Raw genomic sequence first — 18,199 nt, forward strand, 5'->3', positions numbered from 1 at the left:
AATTCAAATCGGACTCTCTTTTGTTTGCGCCCATAAAAAACGCCGGCTTAACCGGCGTCTGGGCGATTAACGTGAAGCTCAGGCCTTATTGTCCACTTTGGCACGGGCTTCGTCACGTAATTCTCGTCGTAATATCTTCCCGACGTTGGATTTCGGCAGCTCATCCCGGAATTCCACCAGCTTCGGCACTTTATAGCCCGTCAGCTGACGGCGACAGAACGTTATCAGCGCATCCTCGGTCAGAGAAGGATCTTTCTTGACCACAAATATCTTCACCGCTTCACCGCTGCTGCCTGAAGGAACGCCCACCGCCGCCACTTCCAGCACGCCGCTGTGCTGCATCACCACGTCTTCGATTTCGTTCGGATAGACGTTGAACCCTGACACCAGGATCATGTCTTTCTTGCGATCGACGATGCGCAGGAAGCCTTCGTCATCCATCACCGCGATGTCGCCCGTGTGCAGCCAGCCGTCTTTGATGATCTCATCCGTGGCATCCGGACGTTGCCAGTAGCCCAGCATCACCTGCGGCCCTCTGACGCATAGCTCCCCTGGCTCACCGTGAGGCACTTCGTTATCCTCATCATCCACCAGTTTTGCTTCCGTCGACGGGACCGGCAGACCGATACTGCCGCTGTGGTAGTCGATGTCATGCGGGTTAACGCTGACCAGCGGGGCGCACTCCGTCAGGCCATAGCCCTCCAGCAGATACTGCCCGGTGAGTTTCACCCAGCGCTCGGCAACAGCCTGCTGAACCGGCATCCCGCCGCCCGCGGAGAGGTGCAGCGTGGAGAAATCGAGCTGCTGGAACTCTTTATTGTTAAGCAGCGCGTTAAACAGGGTGTTCACGCCGGTCATGGCGGTGAACGGGTATTTCGCCAGCTCTTTGACCAGCCCCGGGATATCGCGCGGGTTGGTGATCAATACGTTTTGACCGCCAAGCTCGATAAACAGCAGGCAGTTCATGGTCAGCGCAAAAATGTGATACAGCGGAAGCGCGGTGATCACCAGCTCCTTGCCCGGGTGCAGCAGCGGCCCGTAGGTGGCGTTAACCTGCTCAAGGTTCGCCAGCATGTTACGGTGGGTCAGCATCGCCCCTTTCGCCACGCCGGTGGTGCCGCCCGTGTATTGCAGGAAGGCCAGATCCTCGGACACGATCTCCGGCTTTACGTATTGCATCCGGTAGCCCGCATGCAGGGCGCGGCGGAAGGAGATGGCATCCGGCAGGTGGTATTTCGGCACCAGCCGCTTAACGTATTTAACGACAAAGTTGACCAGCGTACCTTTCGCGGTAGAGAGCTGGTCACCCATGCGCGTCAGGATGACGTGCTTAACCTGAGTTTTTTCAACGACTTTTTCCAGCGTGTGGGCAAAGTTGGAGACAATCACAATCGCCGCCGCGCCGCTGTCATTCAACTGATGTTCCAGCTCGCGCGGGGTATAGAGCGGGTTAACGTTAACCACGATCATCCCTGCCCTGAGGATGCCGAACAGCGCCACCGGGTATTGCAGAAGGTTTGGCATCATCAGCGCGACGCGATCCCCTTTCTGCAAGCCCAACCCTTCCTGTAAATAGGCCGCAAACGCCCGGCTGCGTTCTTCCAGCTTACGGAAGGTCATCACTTCGCCCATATTCACAAACGCGGGCTGGTCAGCGTAGCGCCGTACCGAGTGTTCAAATAGTTCAATCAGGGATTGATAACGGTCAGGATTGATCTCCGCAGGGACATCCGCGGGATAACGGTTAAGCCAAACCTTTTTCAATGCATCACCTCTGAAATGAGTGTTCGTCGTCATCACAGCCCCGATAATAAACAGTTTGTTAACATTATATTAACTCAGCGTACCAGTTTATTAATTGTTCAGATTGCAGGTTGCGAAGCGCGTCACTCTTTTTTTTCGTTTTATCCGTAAAAAAACAGAGACAGCGGCTGAGCCGCTGTCTCTTTCCTAGCAATAACAGTAACTTACTCAGTTACTATTGTTTGAACCTGTGCAGGGCCTGGATTGTACCACCCCCAGCCACCGTAGCCGTAACGATACGGATGCGGTCCCCACATCCACGGATCGATTGGCTGTGGCGGCATCACCACCTGCTGGGCGATACGCCAGCGTTTGTAGCCGTTCACCTGCATGGTCATAAATTTGTATGGCGTATTGCCGATTTTCCCCGCCACCGAACCGGTAATCGGCCCGACGACGGTCACCAGCTGCCCGCGGAAATCTACCGGATCGAGGAAGCCGCTGACGTCAGCGTAGATCCGCCCGCGCGAGGCTTCACCCAGAACAGGCCGCGCGCCGTCGTCCAGTGGAACGGTGGCAATCTCCAGCCGGGTTTTCCCCTGCTGGTTTAGCACTTCAACCACCTTGCCGCCAAACCGCGCTTCCTGCCCGACATACAGCTCCGGGGCATTCATCACGCGTACCAGATCCTGCTGTGGCGTCGGGCTGGTGCCCTTGATCGCATCAGGAACGGTGACGCACCCGCTCAGTGCTATGGCAACCGCGCCTGCCATAAAAAAGCGTACAACTTTAGTCTGAACCGCCATGATGCGACTCCTTTTTCTCAGTTCCTGTTACTGAGATTCACTCGCGGCCAGGAAGTTTCTTCCACGCGACGGTGTTTCGTAAATAAACCGGTTCAGCGTGTTCAACCGCCACGGTTTTTCCTGCGGCAAACAGCTGACAGGCAATCGGCAGCATATCTTCGGCGGCGGGCAGGAGCATGTTACCGTCCACCAGCGTAAGGCCGGTGTCCTTCGCCATCTCCGGCCACGCCGCCCAGCCGGTTCCGACCGTCGCCCACTCACCGGAGAGCTGTTTCAGGCGCCCGGTGACGGCTTCAGGTTTAAGCACCGCTTCCGTCTCTTCGCCGTGCCAGACGCCGTTTTCGTCACGGGTGTACTCCGCCCAGTAGACTTCCCCCATGCGGGCATCAATCGCAGCCAGCACGCGGGTGGCGCCGGTCATGCGCCATGCTCCCTGGGCCATGGTCGCAAGCGTGGAGACGCCGATCATCGGCAGGTCAGCGCCCAGCGCCAGCCCCTGCGCAATGCCAATCCCGATACGTACGCCCGTAAAGCTGCCCGGACCACGGCCGTAGGCCAGCGCGTCGAGGTCAGTCAGGGCGGTGTTGCCCTCGGTTAAAATGGTTTTTACCAGGGGCAGAATACGTTGGGTGTGTTCCCGTGGGCACTCTTCGAAATGAGCAAAAATCGTACCGTCGTTCCACAGGGCAACGGAACAGGCCTCTGTCGCGGTATCAATAGCCAGAATTCGCATCAGTCGTCGCGCTCTCGCAATGGTCAGTCACAAAATGGCGCGCATCTTAACACACTCCGGGAAGAATTACTCCGCCGTCGGGTTCGCCAGGAAGCGGACCGCGCGTTTAATATCCCGCGTGCGCGGCGCGGGCGGCAGGCTGGCGAGGAAGGTCGCGCCGTAGGGACGCATCACCAGGCGGTTGTCGCAGATCACCAGCACCCCGCGATCGGTGACGTCGCGGATCAGTCGCCCTACCCCCTGTTTAAGCGTGATGACCGCGTCCGGCAGCTGGACGTCGTCGAACGGATCGCCCCCGCGCAGACGGCAGTCCTCCATGCGCGCTTTCAGAAGCGGATCGTCCGGCGATGTAAACGGCAGCTTATCGATAATCACCAGCGAGAGCGTGTCGCCGCGCACGTCCACCCCTTCCCAGAAGCTGCTGGTCGCCACCAGCAGGGCATTACCGGCGCTGACAAACTGCTGGAGCAGCTGGCCTTTACTGGTTTCTCCCTGCAACAGCACCGGTAGCGTCATGGTGGCGCGGAACTGCTCGGCCAGATCGCGCATCATGGCGTGTGAGGTGCAGAGCATAAAGCAGCGCCCGTTGTTGGCCTCGATCATCGGCTTCAGCATGGCCGCCAGATGGCGCGCCGCGCCCGGCTGGTTAGGCAGCGGCAGATTGCGCGGCACGCACAGCAGCGCCTGTCTCTCATAGTCGAACGGGCTCGGCAGAAGCAGGGATTCCGCCTGCTCAATGCCGAGGCGCTCGGTAAAGTGGTGCAGATCGTCATTGACCGACAGCGTGGCCGAGGTAAAGACCCAGGTGCCGGGCTTTTGCGCCATCACCTCTTTAAATTTATCAGCAACGGTCAGCGGCGTGAGCGCCAGGGTGAAGTGGCGCGAGGTACATTCGTACCAGTAGCTGTAGCCCGGCTGGTTGATCTCTTTCAGCCGCTTCAGCCGCCCACGGTAAAGCGTGGCGCGCTCGAAGGCGGCGTCCAGCAGCGCTGAACGTCCGAGGGACAGTTTCGCCACGTCGTAACAGAGTTCAAGGGCATCATCGAGCAGCAGCAGCGCGCGCTGGATATTTTTGTCTGCGAGCAGTTCGCGCAGGTTGCCGCGATAGCCCGGCTCGCCAAGCTGTAAGCGGAAATCCTGTGCGCATTGCGCCAGGCGGTCCGCGCACTTCTGCAACTGCTGGGTATCTTTGAGTTCGGTGCGATAGGCAATGGTAATATCTTTCGCCAGATCCTGAAGCTGACGGCTGGAGAGCGACTGACCAAAATACTGGCTGGCGATGTCCGGTAGCTGATGGGCTTCATCGAAGATCATCACCTCCGCCTCCGGGATCAGCTCGCCGAAACCACTGTCCTTGACCACCATATCCGCAAGAAACAGGTGATGGTTCACCACCACCACGTCGGCGTCCATCGCGGTTTTACGCGCTTTCACCACAAAACAGTCTTTATACAGCGGGCAGTCGCTGCCGAGGCAGTTGTCATTGGTGCTGGTCACCAGCGGCCAGGCCGGGGAGTCTTCCGGCACGCTCGCGCAGGTGCTGATGTCCCCCTCCTCCGTCTGGTTGGCCCAGGCGCGCAGGACGATCACATCGCTCAGGGTTTGTACCGGCAGGTCGCCGCCCGCCAGCGCCTGCTGTTCAAGACGCTCCAGACACAGGTAGTTAGAACGCCCTTTCAGCAAGGCCAGACGCCCTTTGTATTTCAGCGCTTTCGCCACCGTGGGTAAATCGCGGCTGTAGAGCTGATCCTGGAGCGCTTTTGATCCCGTAGAGATGATCACCTTCTTTTTCGCCCGCAGCGCAGGAGCGAGGTAAGCATACGTTTTCCCCGTACCGGTACCGGCCTCCACGACCAGCGGCTGCGCCTTGTCGATAGCGTGCGCAACGGCATGCGCCATCTGACGTTGGGGTTCGCGCGGTTTAAAGCCGGGAATAGCCTGTGCTAACTGACCCTCTGGGGAAAAATCGTCTGCCACGGTGTTCTCTCACTGTATTTTTGCACAGGGATTATGTCAGCCCCTTCTCTCCGGTGCCACCCCAAATAGTGACGACGGCGGAACATTATGGCAGTCTTGCCGCCTGACGACGAAAGATAACGAGGATACGTTTATGACAATTACGCGCATTGATGCCGAAGCCCGCTGGTCTGATGTGGTGATCCACAACCAGACGCTGTACTACACCGGCGTCCCTGCCAATCTGGACGCCGACGCCTTCGAGCAGACCGCCAACACCCTGGCGCAGATCGACGCCGTACTGGAAAAACAGGGCAGCGACAAATCCCGCATTCTGGATGCGACGATTTTTCTGGCGAATAAAGACGATTTCGCGGCGATGAATAAAGCATGGGATGCGTGGGTGGTGGCGGGTCACGCGCCTGTACGCTGCACCGTACAGGCCACGCTGATGAAACCGGAATATAAGGTTGAGATCAAGATTATCGCGGCAGTGTAAGCCGGTTATTCTTCATCTTCATCCTCAAAGCGCGCCACGATCCGCTCGCCGGTATGGGTGGCGCGAAGTTCTTCCGCGACCTGGGAAATTGCCTGTCCGCTGCTCATCCCCTGGGACATCAGCTCCTGAATACGTTCAACGGCTTTCTGCTGTTGGTCATGGCTGAGAGAAGGTAAACCTGCAAACATCGTTAACTCCTGCTAAATTATTCGCGCTAATTATTTCACGCTGCCCGGTAGTATGCCATACATGAACATGCGCTTCCCCACTGTTATGACCTTGCCCTGGCGTGCTGACGCCGCGGAGTTCTGGTTTGCCCGTCTGAGCCACCTTCCTTTTGCCATGCTGCTGCACTCCGGCCATGCGGATCACCCCTACAGCCGCTTTGATATTCTGGTGGCCGACCCGGTTAAAACGCTGACGACCGATGCGCTGTCGCCAACGGACGATCCGCTGATGCGGCTTCAGAACGAGATCGATGCTCTGGGCTTAACTGCCACACCGGATCCGGATCTGCCTTTCCAGGGGGGCGCGCTGGGCCTGTTTGGTTACGATCTGGGTCGCCGTTTCGAAAAGCTGCCCGAGCATGCGCAGGCGGATATTTCCCTGCCGGATATGGCGGTGGGGCTGTATGACTGGGCGCTGATCGTGGATCACCGTAAGCAGACGGTTTCTCTGCTGAGCCACCGGGACGTACAGGCGCGTCTGGCCTGGCTTGAGGCGCAACGGCCCGCCGCCCCGGAACACTTTATGCTGACCTCCGGCTGGCGCTCGAACATGAGCGCGGAGGAATACGCGGAAAAATTCTCCCGTGTGCAGGCGTATCTTCACAGTGGCGACTGTTATCAGGTCAACCTTGCCCAGCGTTTCCAGGCGGCGTACAAGGGAGACGAATGGCAGGCGTTTACCCGCCTCAATGCCAGCAATAAGGCCCCGTTCAGTGCATTTTTACGCTTTGAACACGGCGCCATACTCAGCCTTTCGCCTGAGCGTTTTATCCACCTGGCTGACGGTATGATTCAGACCCGCCCAATAAAGGGCACACTGCCGCGCCTTGCCAACGCCGACGCCGACCGCCAGCAGGCGGAGACGCTGGCGGCCTCTCCCAAAGATCGTGCCGAAAACCTGATGATTGTCGATCTGATGCGCAATGATATTGGTCGCGTCGCCGAGCCGGGCAGCGTGCGCGTGCCGGAGCTGTTCGTCGTGGAGCCTTTCCCGGCGGTGCATCATCTGGTCAGCACCATCACCGCACGCCTGCCGGCCTCGCGAACCGCCTGCGATCTGCTCCGCGCCGCGTTTCCGGGCGGCTCCATCACCGGCGCGCCGAAGGTCCGGGCGATGGAGATCATCGACGAACTGGAACCACATCGCCGCAATGCCTGGTGCGGCAGCATCGGCTATGTGAGTCTGTGCGGCACCATGGATACCAGCATCACTATTCGCACCCTGACGGCGTGCGACGGTAACCTGTACTGTTCCGCAGGCGGTGGCATTGTGGCCGATAGCCAGGTCGAGGCGGAATATCAGGAAACCTTTGATAAAGTGAATCGTATCCTGAAACAACTGGAGAACTCACGGTGAAGAAAGACAACCTGACGCTGGATGATTTTCTGTCACGCTTTCAGCTTCTGCGGCCCCAGGTTAGCCGCGCCACGCTGAATCAACGTCAGGCGGCGGTGCTGATCCCGGTCGTGCGCCGTGAGCAGCCGGGTCTGTTGCTTACCCAGCGCTCACCGCATATGCGAAAACACGCCGGTCAGGTTGCGTTTCCGGGCGGCGCGGTGGACAGCACCGATGCATCCCTGATTGCCGCCGCACTGCGTGAAGCGCATGAGGAAGTGGCGATCCCCCCGGAGACAGTCGAGGTGATCGGCGTGCTGCCGCCAGTGGACAGCGTAACCGGTTTTCAGGTCACGCCGGTCGTTGGCATTATTCCGCCCGATCTTCAGTATCACGCCAGCGTCGATGAAGTTTCAGCGGTGTTCGAAATGCCGCTGGAAGAGGCCCTTCGTCTGGGCCGCTATCACCCACTGGATATTCACCGCCGCGGACACGATCATCGGGTCTGGCTGTCGTGGTATCAGCATTATTTTGTCTGGGGCATGACGGCAGGCATCATTCGTGAGCTGGCCCTGCAAATCGGCCTGAAGCCTTGACTATACTTTACATTCCACCCTTTTCTGGCAGGTTTGCGATCGGCGTCGCGCTATTAGCAAAACCATCGTTAACCATTAGTTTAATTCATGTGAATAGTTAAGCCGAGGTTGGTGTTCCCTCTTACACTATGCGCAGTTATAACATCGTTACTGGAACCCCAGTAACCCTGTCAGGAGTGTGAAAGTGATTAGTATATTCGACATGTTCAAAGTGGGGATTGGTCCTTCCTCTTCCCACACTGTAGGGCCGATGAAGGCCGGTAAACAGTTCGTCGATGATCTGGTCGAAAAAGGATTACTGGAAAGCGTTACCCGTGTCGCCGTAGACGTTTACGGTTCACTGTCATTAACGGGTAAAGGCCACCACACCGATATCGCCATTATTATGGGTCTGGCAGGCAATATGCCGGACACTGTTGATATTGATGCCATTCCGGCATTTATCCGCGACGTGGAAACGCGCGGACGCTTACTGCTGGCTAACGGTCAGCACGAAGTGGACTTTCCGCAGGATGACGGGATGCGTTTTCGTAGCGACAACCTGCCGCTGCATGAAAACGGCATGACCATCCACGCCTGGAGCGGCGAAAAAGAGATCTACAGTAAAACCTACTACTCCATCGGCGGCGGCTTTATCGTTGACGAAGAACACTTTGGTAAAGAGAGCGCGGGCGACGTCAATGTGCCCTATCCGTTTAAATCGGCCACCGAGATGCTGGGCTACTGCAAAGAGACCGGTCTGTCCCTGTCCGGCATGGTGATGCAGAACGAACTGGCGCTGCACAGCAAGAAAGAGATCGAAGACTATTTTGCTAACGTGTGGCAAACCATGCGCGCCTGTATTGACCGCGGGATGAACACCGAGGGTGTTCTGCCTGGGCCTCTGCGCGTACCGCGTCGTGCCTCTGCGCTGCGCCGCATGCTGGTCACCACCGACAAGTTCTCCAATGACCCAATGAACGTGGTCGACTGGGTGAACATGTTTGCCCTCGCGGTTAACGAAGAGAACGCAGCGGGTGGTCGCGTGGTGACGGCGCCGACCAACGGCGCGTGCGGTATCGTTCCGGCGGTGCTGGCCTATTACGATCACTTTATTGAGCCCGTGACACCGGATATCTATATCCGTTATTTCCTCGCGGCAGGCGCTATCGGCGCGCTGTACAAAATGAATGCGTCCATCTCTGGTGCCGAAGTAGGCTGTCAGGGTGAAGTGGGCGTGGCCTGCTCTATGGCGGCAGCGGGTCTGGCGGAACTGTTGGGCGCCAGCCCTGAGCAGGTGTGCGTGGCGGCGGAAATCGGTATGGAGCACAACCTCGGTCTGACCTGTGACCCGGTTGCCGGTCAGGTGCAGGTGCCGTGCATTGAGCGTAACGCCATCGCCTCCGTCAAAGCGATCAACGCCTCGCGTATGGCGATGCGCCGTACCAGCGAGCCACGCGTGTCGCTGGATAAGGTTATTGAAACCATGTACGAAACCGGCAAGGACATGAACGCGAAGTACCGTGAGACCTCACGCGGCGGTCTGGCCATTAAGGTGCAGTGCGACTAAGCCTTCCTTTCGCCCATCTGCAACGGATGGGCGAATTTTCCCCTCTCGTCTCGTCGCTTCACGTATTCCCCACTACACTGTCACTGTTGCGTCTGGCTTTTCTGGCCGGTGCTTAACAGGCGACCGTTCATGCAAACTGCACAAACGATCATTAAAGACTATCGCCGAAAACGCGTTATCGTCTGTGTCACGGTTGCGCTCGTTACGCTCGTCCTGACGCTGGGCATTCGCTTTATTTCACAGCGCAACATAAATCAGGATCGGATCCACGACTTTACCCACCACACCGTGCGTGCGCTTGATAAGGTGCTTCTCTCGTTAGAGGTCCAGCGTGAAACGCTACTTTCACTGGTTGGCATACCCTGTTCCGAAGCAAATCTAATCCTGCGAAAACAGGCGGCGATCCTCCAGACCGTACGCTCCATCGCCCTCATTCAAGACGGAATACTGTATTGCTCAAGCGTCTTTGGCAGCCGTAATGTGCCCGTCAGTGAGTTTGTGCCGGAGCTTCCAGTCAGTGAATCCAGGCTGCTGCTGTCGACTGACCGGTGGCTGGTAAAAGGCAGCCCGGTACTGATTCAGTGGTCTCCCGTTGCGGGCGACGGCAACGACGGGGTGATGGAGGTGGTGAATATCGATCTCATCACTAAAATGATTCTCGAGCCGCAGCGGCCGCAGATCACCGACGTTGTCCTGAGAGTAGGAGATAACTTCCTCCGCGACGGGCAACAGGTGACGACTACGCCGACCTTCGATGAAAACGCCTCCCTGCTGGAACAGTCGTCACAACATTACCCTTTCAGCGTCACGGTGAGCGGCCCCGGGCCTGGCGAAATGGCGTTAAAAAATCTGCCCACCCAGCTGCCGCTGGCGTTGATGCTCAGCTTACTGATGGGCTATATCGCCTGGCTCGCCACGGCGCGGCGCATAAGTTTCACCTGGGAAATCAATATGGGAATTGCGGCCAGGGAGTTTGAACTCTTCTGCCAGCCGCTGGTGAATGCCCGCACCCGGGAATGCGCCGGCGTCGAGATCCTCCTGCGCTGGAACAACCCGCGTCAGGGATGGATTTCGCCCGATGTCTTTATCCCTCTGGCCGAAGAACATAACCTGATTGTTCCGCTTACCCGCTACGTCATCAGCGAAACGGTGCGGCAGATAGGCTATTTCCCTGCCTCGCGCGATTTCCATATCGGCATTAACGTGGCCGCCAGCCATTTTCGCCGCGCTGCGCTTATCCAGGATCTCAACCGCATCTGGTTTAACGCCAGCCCTGTTCAACAGTTGATCGTGGAGTTAACCGAACGCGATGCGTTGCTGGATGTGGATTACCGCATCGTGCGGGAGCTGCACCGCAAAGGGGTGAAACTTGCGATTGATGATTTTGGTACCGGCAACAGCTCACTTTCATGGCTAGAAAAACTGCATCCGGATGTGCTGAAAATTGATAAATCCTTCACCACCGCGATCGGCACCGACGCCGTGAACTCAACGGTAACAGATATTATTATTGCGCTTGGCCAGCGGCTGAATATTGAACTGGTTGCGGAAGGGGTGGAAACCGAGGAGCAGTCACGCTACCTGCGCCGTCACAGCGTACATATTTTGCAGGGGTACTTGTATGCGCGGCCAATGCCGCTGCGCGAGTTTCCGAAATGGCTGGCGGAAAGTCACTCTCCGCCAGCCCGTCACAACGGACACATCGTGCCCTTACTGCCGTTACGCTAGATAACGTTACTCTTCTTCATCGTGCGCAGAGTGCTCTTTAACAATACGCACCATATCAACGCGATAGTCGTTGGCTTCGACGATGGTAATTTGCAGCGGCGGCAGCTCCAGCACATCACCGATACGCGGGATCTGCCCGTTAACGGAGATCACCAGCCCCGCCACGGTGGCAATATCTTCATCATCATTGACCACGTTTTCGACGCCCAGCGTGTGCGAGAGCGCGTGCAGGTCGGTGGTGCCTTTCACCAGCCAGCCGTCACCGTCGGCAACGATTTCCGGGGTTTCATCCGCATCAGGGAATTCACCGGCAATGGCTTCCAGCACATCCAGCGGCGTCACCAGGCCCTGTACCACACCAAATTCGTTGGTGACGATAACAAAGCTCCCGCGAGCACGGCGCAATACGCCCAGCAGGTTGATCGGATCCAGCGTTTCAGGCACCACGATAGCGGGCGACGCGGCCGCTACGGCCTCGACGTTAACGCCCTCTTCCAGCGCCACCAGCATCTCTTTCGCGCGTACCACACCGATGATCTCATCCAGCTCACCCCGGCAGACCGGGAACAGGCTGTGCGGCGAGGAGAGCAGCTGCTGACGAATTTCGTCGACGCTCAGGTTGGCGTCCACCCAGCTGATTTCGCCGCGCGGCGTCATAATACCGCGCAGGGAGCGGGAAGCCAGCGAAAGCACGCCATTGATCATGTAGCGTTCTTCTTCCACAAACGCGCCTTCCGGCACCGGAACCGGGTTGCGGTTCTCGTTATCAGCCTGCACGTTCACCTGACGACGCCCGCCCATCAGTCGCAGAATCGCATCTGCGGTACGGGCTCGCAGCGGCTGATTCGACTGCTGCTTAATAAAGTTACGGCGCGCAATCTGGTTAAACAGCTCGATCAGAATCGAGAAGCCAATCGCGGCGTACAGGTAGCCTTTCGGAATATGGAAGCCAAACCCTTCTGCCACCAGGCTCAGACCAATCATCAGCAGGAAGCTCAGACACAGCACAACGACCGTCGGATGCTGGTTGACGAAACGCGTCAGCGGTTTCGACGCCAGCAGCATTACCGCCATCGCAATCACCACCGCCGCCATCATCACCGGCAGATGGTTCACCATGCCGACCGCCGTAATCACCGCATCCAGTGAGAAGACCGCATCAAGCACCACAATCTGTAGAACAACCACCCAGAAGCTGGCATAACCCTTACCGTGGCCATCATCGTGCTGCCGGTTCTCCAGCCGTTCATGCAGCTCTGTTGTGGCTTTGAACAGCAGGAACAGTCCCCCTACCAGCATAATTAAATCGCGGCCGGAGAAGGTGAAATCCATGACGGTGAACAGGGGCTTCGTCAGGGTGACCATCCACGAGATAACAGACAGTAAGCCCAGACGCATGATCAGCGCCAGCGAGAGGCCGATCAGACGGGCTTTATCACGCTGTTTCGGCGGCAGTTTATCTGCGAGGATGGCGATAAACACCAGGTTATCAATACCGAGAACGATCTCCAGCACGACCAGCGTAAGCAAGCCTACCCAGATTGACGGGTCCATTAAGAATTCCATGACACGCTCCTGCTAAAGGAATGACAAAACGGTGCCCCGCTAATGTCGGGCATTTCAAAGGGAATGAGAGTCGATGCGTGGCGAAGATCGCCGGTGATTAAGGCGCGGAATGGCCTGGAAGATGACTGACGTCGGTGACGGTCCATATAGTGGGCTGTAGCCCTATACTCCTGAATAATTAAACGGACGCTAAACATATCAGAGACAATTGGTTTTTAGCAAAGATTTACGTTCCTTTGCAAACTTCTGTAACACACGCGGATTATCTTAGAGAAAAATCTGTAAGGCGTAGCTAAATTACGGATCTTCATCACATAAATTATTTTTTCACTATCTAAAATAATTCGCGGAAGTCTTAGTTTTTTTGAACTCTAACCCTTATCTGAATCGATTCGGTTCGCCAATACGATTCTCAGTACGCCTGCCTGGCAGACGTATAAATGATAATAAAAGGAGGTAGCAAGTGACCATTGCTATTGTCATAGGCACACATGGTTGGGCTGCGGAGCAGTTACTCAAAACGGCAGAAATGCTGTTGGGCGAGCAGGAAAACGTCGGCTGGATCGATTTCGTTCCCGGTGAAAATGCCGAGACGCTGATTGAAAAATACACTGCTCAGCTTGAGAAGCTGGATACCAGCAAAGGCGTGCTGTTTCTCGTGGATACATGGGGCGGCAGCCCGTTCAACGCTGCCAGCCGCATTGTCGTCGATAAAGAGCATTATGAAGTCGTCGCCGGGGTGAATATCCCGATGTTGGTGGAAACCTTCATGGCGCGTGACGACAACCCAGGCTTTGACGAGCTGGTGGCGCTGGCGGTGGAAACCGGTCGCGAAGGCGTGAAGGCGCTGAAAGCGCAGCCGGTTGAAAAACCTGCCCCTGCCCCTGCTGCACCAAAAGCCGCTGCACCGGCGAAGCCAATGGGTCCGAACGATTACATGGTTATCGGCCTTGCGCGTATTGATGACCGTCTGATCCACGGCCAGGTGGCGACGCGCTGGACCAAAGAGACCAACGTACAACGCATCATCGTGGTCAGTGACGAAGTGGCCGCCGACACTGTCCGTAAAACCCTTCTTACCCAGGTTGCACCGCCGGGCGTCACCGCGCACGTCGTGGATGTCGCCAAAATGATCCGCGTTTACAACAACCCGAAATACGCGGGCGAACGCGTGATGCTTCTGTTCACCAACCCGACAGACGTTGAACGCATTGTTGAAGGCGGCGTGAAAATCACCTCCGTTAACATTGGCGGTATGGCTTTCCGTCAGGGCAAAACGCAGGTCAACAACGCGATTTCAGTGGATGCGAAAGATATCGAGGCCTTCAACAAGCTGAATGCACGCGGTATCGAGCTGGAAGCCCGTAAGGTTTCCACGGATCAGAAACTGAAAATGATGGATTTGATCGGCAAAGTGGGGAAATAAGCCCGGGCCGGTTTTTCATATAGAGCTTATGTAATAGGAGAAGTGCAATGGAGATTACTACTCTTCAGATTGTGCTGGTGTTCATCGTCGCGTGTATTGCGGGTATGGAGTCCGTACTTGATGAATTTCAGTTCCACCGCCCTCTGGTGGCCTGTACGTTGATTGGCGCCGTTCTCGGTGACATGAAAACCGGTATCATCATCGGTGGTACCCTGGAAATGATCGCCCTCGGCTGGATGAACATCGGTGCGGCAGTTGCGCCAGATGCCGCGCTGGCGTCCATTATTTCGACCGTTCTGGTTATCGCCGGTCATCAGAGTATTGGTGCCGGTATCGCGCTGGCCATCCCGCTGGCCGCAGCGGGTCAGGTGCTGACCATTATTGTCCGTACTATTACCGTGGCCTTCCAGCACGCGGCGGATAAGGCGGCCGAAAACGGCAACCTCACCGCGCTCTCCTGGATCCACGTTTCTTCCCTGTTCCTGCAAGCGATGCGTATCGCGATCCCTGCAGTTATCGTGGCGATTTCTGTCGGTACCAGCGAAGTTCAGGGCATGCTGAATGCGATCCCTGAAGTGGTCACCAGCGGTCTGAATATCGCCGGGGGTATGATCGTGGTGGTCGGTTATGCGATGGTCATCAACATGATGCGCGCGGGCTACCTGATGCCATTCTTCTACCTCGGCTTCGTTACCGCTGCGTTCACCAACTTCAACCTGGTTGCGCTGGGTGTGATTGGTGCGGTGATGGCGATTCTTTATATCCAGCTCAGCCCGAAATACAACCGTGTCGCGGGTGCCCCTGCGCAGGCTGCTGGTAACAACGATCTCGATAACGAACTGGACTAACAGGTGAGCGAAATGGTTGATATGACAAAAACTACCACTGAGAAAAAACTCACTCCGGGTGATATTCGTGGCGTGTTCATCCGTTCTAACCTGTTTCAGGGTTCATGGAACTTCGAACGTATGCAGGCGCTCGGCTTCTGCTTCTCCATGGTGCCGGCCATCAAACGCCTGTATCCGGAAAACAACGAAGCACGCCGTCAGGCAATTAAGCGTCATCTGGAATTCTTCAACACCCATCCTTATGTTGCGGCGCCGGTTCTGGGCGTGACGCTGGCGATGGAAGAGCAGCGTGCGAACGGGGCTGAAATCGACGATGGTGCCATCAACGGTATCAAAGTTGGTCTGATGGGGCCGCTGGCAGGCGTGGGCGACCCGATTTTCTGGGGTACCGTGCGTCCGGTCTTTGCGGCGCTGGGCGCCGGGATCGCCATGAGCGGCAGCCTGCTCGGTCCTCTGCTGTTCTTCATCCTGTTCAACGCGGTGCGTCTGCTGACCCGTTACTACGGCGTGGCGTACGGCTATCGTAAAGGTGTGGATATCGTTAAGGATATGGGCGGCGGCTTCCTGCAAAAACTGACTGAGGGGGCGTCAATTCTCGGCCTGTTTGTAATGGGGGCGCTGGTTAACAAGTGGACGCACGTAAACATCCCGCTGGTGGTATCAACGATCACCGGTCAGGATGGTCAGACGCGCGTTACCACCGTGCAGACCATTCTGGACCAGCTGATGCCGGGCCTGGTACCGCTGCTGTTAACCTTCGCCTGTATGTGGCTGCTGCGTAAGAAAGTGAACCCGCTTTGGATCATCGTTGGCTTCTTCGTCATCGGTATCGCGGGCTACGCTGTCGGCCTGCTGGGTCTGTAATAAAATGCGTTACTGATCGGGGGCTTGCCCCCGGTCTTTTTATCTGGAGGATGAATGACTGTCACGGACACCGTACTGGTTTTATTTATTGTTGCCCTTCTGGCTTACGCGATCTATGACGAGTTTATTATGCCTCGCCGCCACGGCGAGACGCTGCTGACCCTTCCCCTCTTACGCCGTGGACGCATTGATGCGTTTATCTTCGCCGGTCTGGTAGTCATCCTCATTTACAATAATGTGACCAGCCACGGCGCAATATTAACCACATGGTTATTATGTGCGCTGGCATTAATGGCGATTTACCTGTTCTGGATCCGCTCGCCAAAACTCATTTTTAAAAAACACGGATTCTTCTTCGCCAATGTCTGGATAGAATATAACCGTATTAAAGAGATGAATTTATCCGAAGACGGGGTTCTGGTGATGCAATTAGAACAACGCCGCCTGCTCATCCGGGTCAGAAATATTGATGACCTGGAAAAGATATACAAATTACTTGTTAAAACTCAATGATTTATCATTATAGCATCGGCTATATATTGCATTATTCTTGAACCAGCAATATAGCCGGTGCTATATCTCCACTGTTAATTGACTTATATTTATTAACGATATTTTCACGCATAAATCTAAATGAAAATCGTTATCAACATAGTGGCTATATAAAGCCATCTTCGTTGTTGTTTTATATTCTCAAAATATGTTAAGGTTGCGCCCGTCGTTGGGGAGTAGCCGATTTCCTGCCTGCGGGAAATGTACGTGTCAACATACTCGTTGAAAAACGTGGCGCGTACGGATCGTTTTTAAGCACAATTACTGTGCCAGAAGCGATCAGGCGAGACCATAGATACATCAACTGCTGTTTACTGGGGGCAGTGATGTGTCATATGGATATCCCCGGTCTGGACGCTCTTATGAATATCTCCGCTACGATCCTTCTGGCTTTTGGCATGTCCATGGACGCATTTGCCGCCTCTATCGGCAAAGGTGCCACTCTCCATAAACCTAAATTTTCCGAAGCCCTGCGTACCGGTCTCATCTTTGGCGCTATCGAAACGCTGACGCCGCTTATCGGCTGGGGACTGGGGATGCTCGCCAGCCAGTTTGTGCTGGAGTGGAATCACTGGATTGCTTTCGTGCTGCTGGTGTTCCTCGGCGGACGTATGGTGATTGAAGGTTTTCGTGGCAACGGCGATGAAGATGATGCGCCGCTGCAACGCCACGGCTTCTGGCTTCTGGTGACAACCGCCATCGCAACCAGCCTGGATGCAATGGCCGTGGGTGTCGGTCTGGCGTTTTTGCAGGTCAATATTATCGCCACCGCGCTGGCGATTGGCTGCGCCACGCTGATCATGTCAACGCTGGGGATGATGGTGGGTCGGTTCATTGGCCCGCTGTTAGGCAAACGCGCCGAAATTCTGGGCGGTATCGTGTTGATCGGGATTGGTGCCCAAATCCTTTGGGCACACTTCGCGGGTTAACCTTCGCGCTGCCAGCAATGGATGCTGAAATCCGTCTGGCAGCGAAATTCTGTCTGCGCTGCCAGCGTTTCCCACACCTCTGGTTTTGCCCGCCACGCAAACGGCGTCATTTGCAGTAACGCCACCGCTTCACTTCCCTGCAACGTCATTTCATACGCTACCGACTGCGCCTGCTTTAACGCAAAGCCCGCCAGCTGTTCAGAGTGCGGCGCATGCAGGTGAACTTCATCATAGATCAGCCCTTTTAGCTCCAACAGATGACGCGGCCCTGGCGTAACGGTGATAACCCAGCCGCCGGGCTTAACGACGCGCGCCAGCTCCTCTGCCTTGCACGGCGCATAGATACGCACCACGGCGTCCATACTCGCTTTTTCAAACGGCAGGCGGTGGCTGGAGGCCACGCAGAACGTTACCGCTGAGTAGCGTTTGGCTGCCGCACGGATTGCCACTTTCGACACGTCCAGCCCGTAAGTTTCGGCGCCCTTCTCAGCCGCTACGTCAGCAAACGTGGCGGTGTAGTAGCCTTCGCCGCAACCGATATCCAGCATGGCGGATGCGCCTTCTGTCAGATATTCACGGAGTATGGCGACAACGGCATCCCTGAGCGGTTGATAATGCCCGGCATCGAGAAACGCCCGGCGCGCCTGCATCATCTCCGCGCTGTCACCCGGGTCCCGGGAGCGCTTGTGCTGTACCGGCAGAAGATTTACATAGCCCTCTTTCGCCCGGTCAAACTGATGTCCCTGTGGACAGATAAACGTTTTCTCCGCGCGCGTCAGCGGCGCGTGGCAAAGGGGACAACTGAAAGACATGACAGCTCCAGGGCGTAAACCAAAAGGCG

18 protein-coding genes and 1 riboswitch are annotated in these 18,199 nt (G+C 56.4%); of the genes, 10 read left to right on the top strand and 8 right to left on the bottom strand.

Annotation, left to right across the window (positions count from 1 at the left end; translation table 11 throughout):
* Nucleotides 1-78: 78 nt before the first annotated feature.
* From fadD to ACOTXL_RS03080, 4 genes are all read right to left on the bottom strand, one after another.
* A complete protein-coding gene (gene fadD / locus ACOTXL_RS03065) occupies nucleotides 79-1,764 on the bottom strand; it encodes a long-chain-fatty-acid--CoA ligase FadD (protein ID WP_003859933.1) in 1,686 nt (561 codons plus the stop codon).
* Between the two features lie 203 nt (nucleotides 1,765-1,967).
* On the bottom strand, nucleotides 1,968-2,549 hold the full coding sequence (locus ACOTXL_RS03070; protein ID WP_003859931.1) for a Slp family lipoprotein: 582 nt from the start codon (nucleotides 2,547-2,549) through the stop codon (nucleotides 1,968-1,970).
* A gap of 37 nt (nucleotides 2,550-2,586) precedes the next feature.
* Nucleotides 2,587-3,282, bottom strand: coding sequence for a tRNA (adenosine(37)-N6)-threonylcarbamoyltransferase complex dimerization subunit type 1 TsaB (gene tsaB / locus ACOTXL_RS03075; protein WP_032658967.1), 696 nt, complete (start codon nucleotides 3,280-3,282; stop codon nucleotides 2,587-2,589).
* A gap of 66 nt (nucleotides 3,283-3,348) precedes the next feature.
* Nucleotides 3,349-5,259 carry an ATP-dependent DNA helicase gene (locus ACOTXL_RS03080; protein WP_003859928.1) on the bottom strand — a complete coding sequence of 637 codons (1,911 nt, stop codon included), beginning with the start codon at nucleotides 5,257-5,259 and terminating at the stop codon, nucleotides 3,349-3,351.
* Between the two features lie 133 nt (nucleotides 5,260-5,392).
* Between ACOTXL_RS03080 and ACOTXL_RS03085 the strand changes: the two genes are divergently transcribed.
* Entirely contained in the window at nucleotides 5,393-5,737 is a 345-nt protein-coding gene (locus tag ACOTXL_RS03085; protein ID WP_003859927.1) for a RidA family protein, read from the top strand.
* Nucleotides 5,738-5,742: 5 nt separating this feature from the next.
* On the opposite strand, the gene ACOTXL_RS03090 is transcribed toward ACOTXL_RS03085, so the two are convergent.
* Nucleotides 5,743-5,925 (bottom strand): YoaH family protein, encoded by a 183-nt coding sequence (locus ACOTXL_RS03090; protein WP_003859925.1) that lies wholly within the window; start codon nucleotides 5,923-5,925, stop codon nucleotides 5,743-5,745.
* Nucleotides 5,926-5,986: 61 nt separating this feature from the next.
* Here ACOTXL_RS03090 and pabB point away from each other — a divergent pair, with 61 nt between their 5' ends.
* From pabB to ACOTXL_RS03110, 4 genes are all read left to right on the top strand, one after another.
* Entirely contained in the window at nucleotides 5,987-7,321 is a 1,335-nt protein-coding gene (gene pabB, locus ACOTXL_RS03095) for an aminodeoxychorismate synthase component 1 (RefSeq protein ID WP_003859923.1), read from the top strand.
* On the top strand, nucleotides 7,318-7,896 hold the full coding sequence (locus tag ACOTXL_RS03100; RefSeq protein WP_003859921.1) for a CoA pyrophosphatase: 579 nt from the start codon (nucleotides 7,318-7,320) through the stop codon (nucleotides 7,894-7,896). Before pabB ends, ACOTXL_RS03100 begins: the two co-directional genes overlap by 4 nt.
* Nucleotides 7,897-8,080: 184 nt before the next feature.
* Nucleotides 8,081-9,445 (top strand): L-serine ammonia-lyase, encoded by a 1,365-nt coding sequence (gene sdaA, locus ACOTXL_RS03105; protein WP_003859920.1) that lies wholly within the window; start codon nucleotides 8,081-8,083, stop codon nucleotides 9,443-9,445.
* A 129-nt stretch (nucleotides 9,446-9,574) separates the two neighbouring features.
* Nucleotides 9,575-11,173 (top strand): EAL domain-containing protein, encoded by a 1,599-nt coding sequence (locus tag ACOTXL_RS03110; RefSeq protein WP_045329810.1) that lies wholly within the window; start codon nucleotides 9,575-9,577, stop codon nucleotides 11,171-11,173.
* 6 nt (nucleotides 11,174-11,179) lie between these two features.
* Here the strand turns inward: ACOTXL_RS03110 and yoaE are convergent, their stop codons facing one another.
* Together yoaE and ACOTXL_RS03120 are read right to left on the bottom strand one after the other, a co-directional pair.
* On the bottom strand, nucleotides 11,180-12,739 hold the full coding sequence (gene yoaE, locus ACOTXL_RS03115; protein WP_003859916.1) for a CNNM family cation transport protein YoaE: 1,560 nt from the start codon (nucleotides 12,737-12,739) through the stop codon (nucleotides 11,180-11,182).
* Nucleotides 12,727-12,936 (bottom strand): protein YoaL, encoded by a 210-nt coding sequence (locus tag ACOTXL_RS03120; protein ID WP_071785693.1) that lies wholly within the window; start codon nucleotides 12,934-12,936, stop codon nucleotides 12,727-12,729. Before ACOTXL_RS03120 ends, yoaE begins: the two co-directional genes overlap by 13 nt.
* Before the next feature lie 266 nt (nucleotides 12,937-13,202).
* Between ACOTXL_RS03120 and manX the strand changes: the two genes are divergently transcribed.
* The 5 genes from manX to mntP all read left to right on the top strand — a co-directional run bounded on the left by manX (nucleotide 13,203) and on the right by mntP (nucleotide 17,358).
* Nucleotides 13,203-14,165 (top strand): PTS mannose transporter subunit IIAB, encoded by a 963-nt coding sequence (manX, locus tag ACOTXL_RS03125; protein WP_022651434.1) that lies wholly within the window; start codon nucleotides 13,203-13,205, stop codon nucleotides 14,163-14,165.
* Nucleotides 14,166-14,212: 47 nt separating this feature from the next.
* Nucleotides 14,213-15,013 carry a PTS mannose transporter subunit IIC gene (gene manY / locus ACOTXL_RS03130; RefSeq protein ID WP_003859914.1) on the top strand — a complete coding sequence of 267 codons (801 nt, stop codon included), beginning with the start codon at nucleotides 14,213-14,215 and terminating at the stop codon, nucleotides 15,011-15,013.
* A gap of 12 nt (nucleotides 15,014-15,025) precedes the next feature.
* Nucleotides 15,026-15,877 (top strand): PTS mannose transporter subunit IID, encoded by an 852-nt coding sequence (locus ACOTXL_RS03135; protein ID WP_006810994.1) that lies wholly within the window; start codon nucleotides 15,026-15,028, stop codon nucleotides 15,875-15,877.
* A 54-nt stretch (nucleotides 15,878-15,931) separates the two neighbouring features.
* Complete coding sequence (locus ACOTXL_RS03140) at nucleotides 15,932-16,390, top strand: DUF986 family protein (RefSeq protein ID WP_003859912.1); 459 nt, start codon at nucleotides 15,932-15,934, stop codon at nucleotides 16,388-16,390.
* A 198-nt stretch (nucleotides 16,391-16,588) separates the two neighbouring features.
* Nucleotides 16,589-16,790, top strand: a riboswitch (yybP-ykoY riboswitch).
* A 1-nt stretch (nucleotide 16,791) separates the two neighbouring features.
* Complete coding sequence (mntP, locus tag ACOTXL_RS03145) at nucleotides 16,792-17,358, top strand: manganese efflux pump MntP (RefSeq protein WP_003859911.1); 567 nt, start codon at nucleotides 16,792-16,794, stop codon at nucleotides 17,356-17,358.
* On the opposite strand, the gene rlmA is transcribed toward mntP, so the two are convergent.
* Nucleotides 17,355-18,170 (bottom strand): 23S rRNA (guanine(745)-N(1))-methyltransferase, encoded by an 816-nt coding sequence (gene rlmA / locus ACOTXL_RS03150; RefSeq protein WP_023314329.1) that lies wholly within the window; start codon nucleotides 18,168-18,170, stop codon nucleotides 17,355-17,357. The two genes, mntP and rlmA, sit on opposite strands and share 4 nt — an antisense overlap.
* Nucleotides 18,171-18,199: the final 29 nt, after the last annotated feature.

Source organism: Enterobacter cloacae complex sp. IR5402, assembly GCF_049238125.1.
Taxonomy (GTDB): Bacteria; Pseudomonadota; Gammaproteobacteria; order Enterobacterales; family Enterobacteriaceae; genus Enterobacter; species Enterobacter hormaechei_C.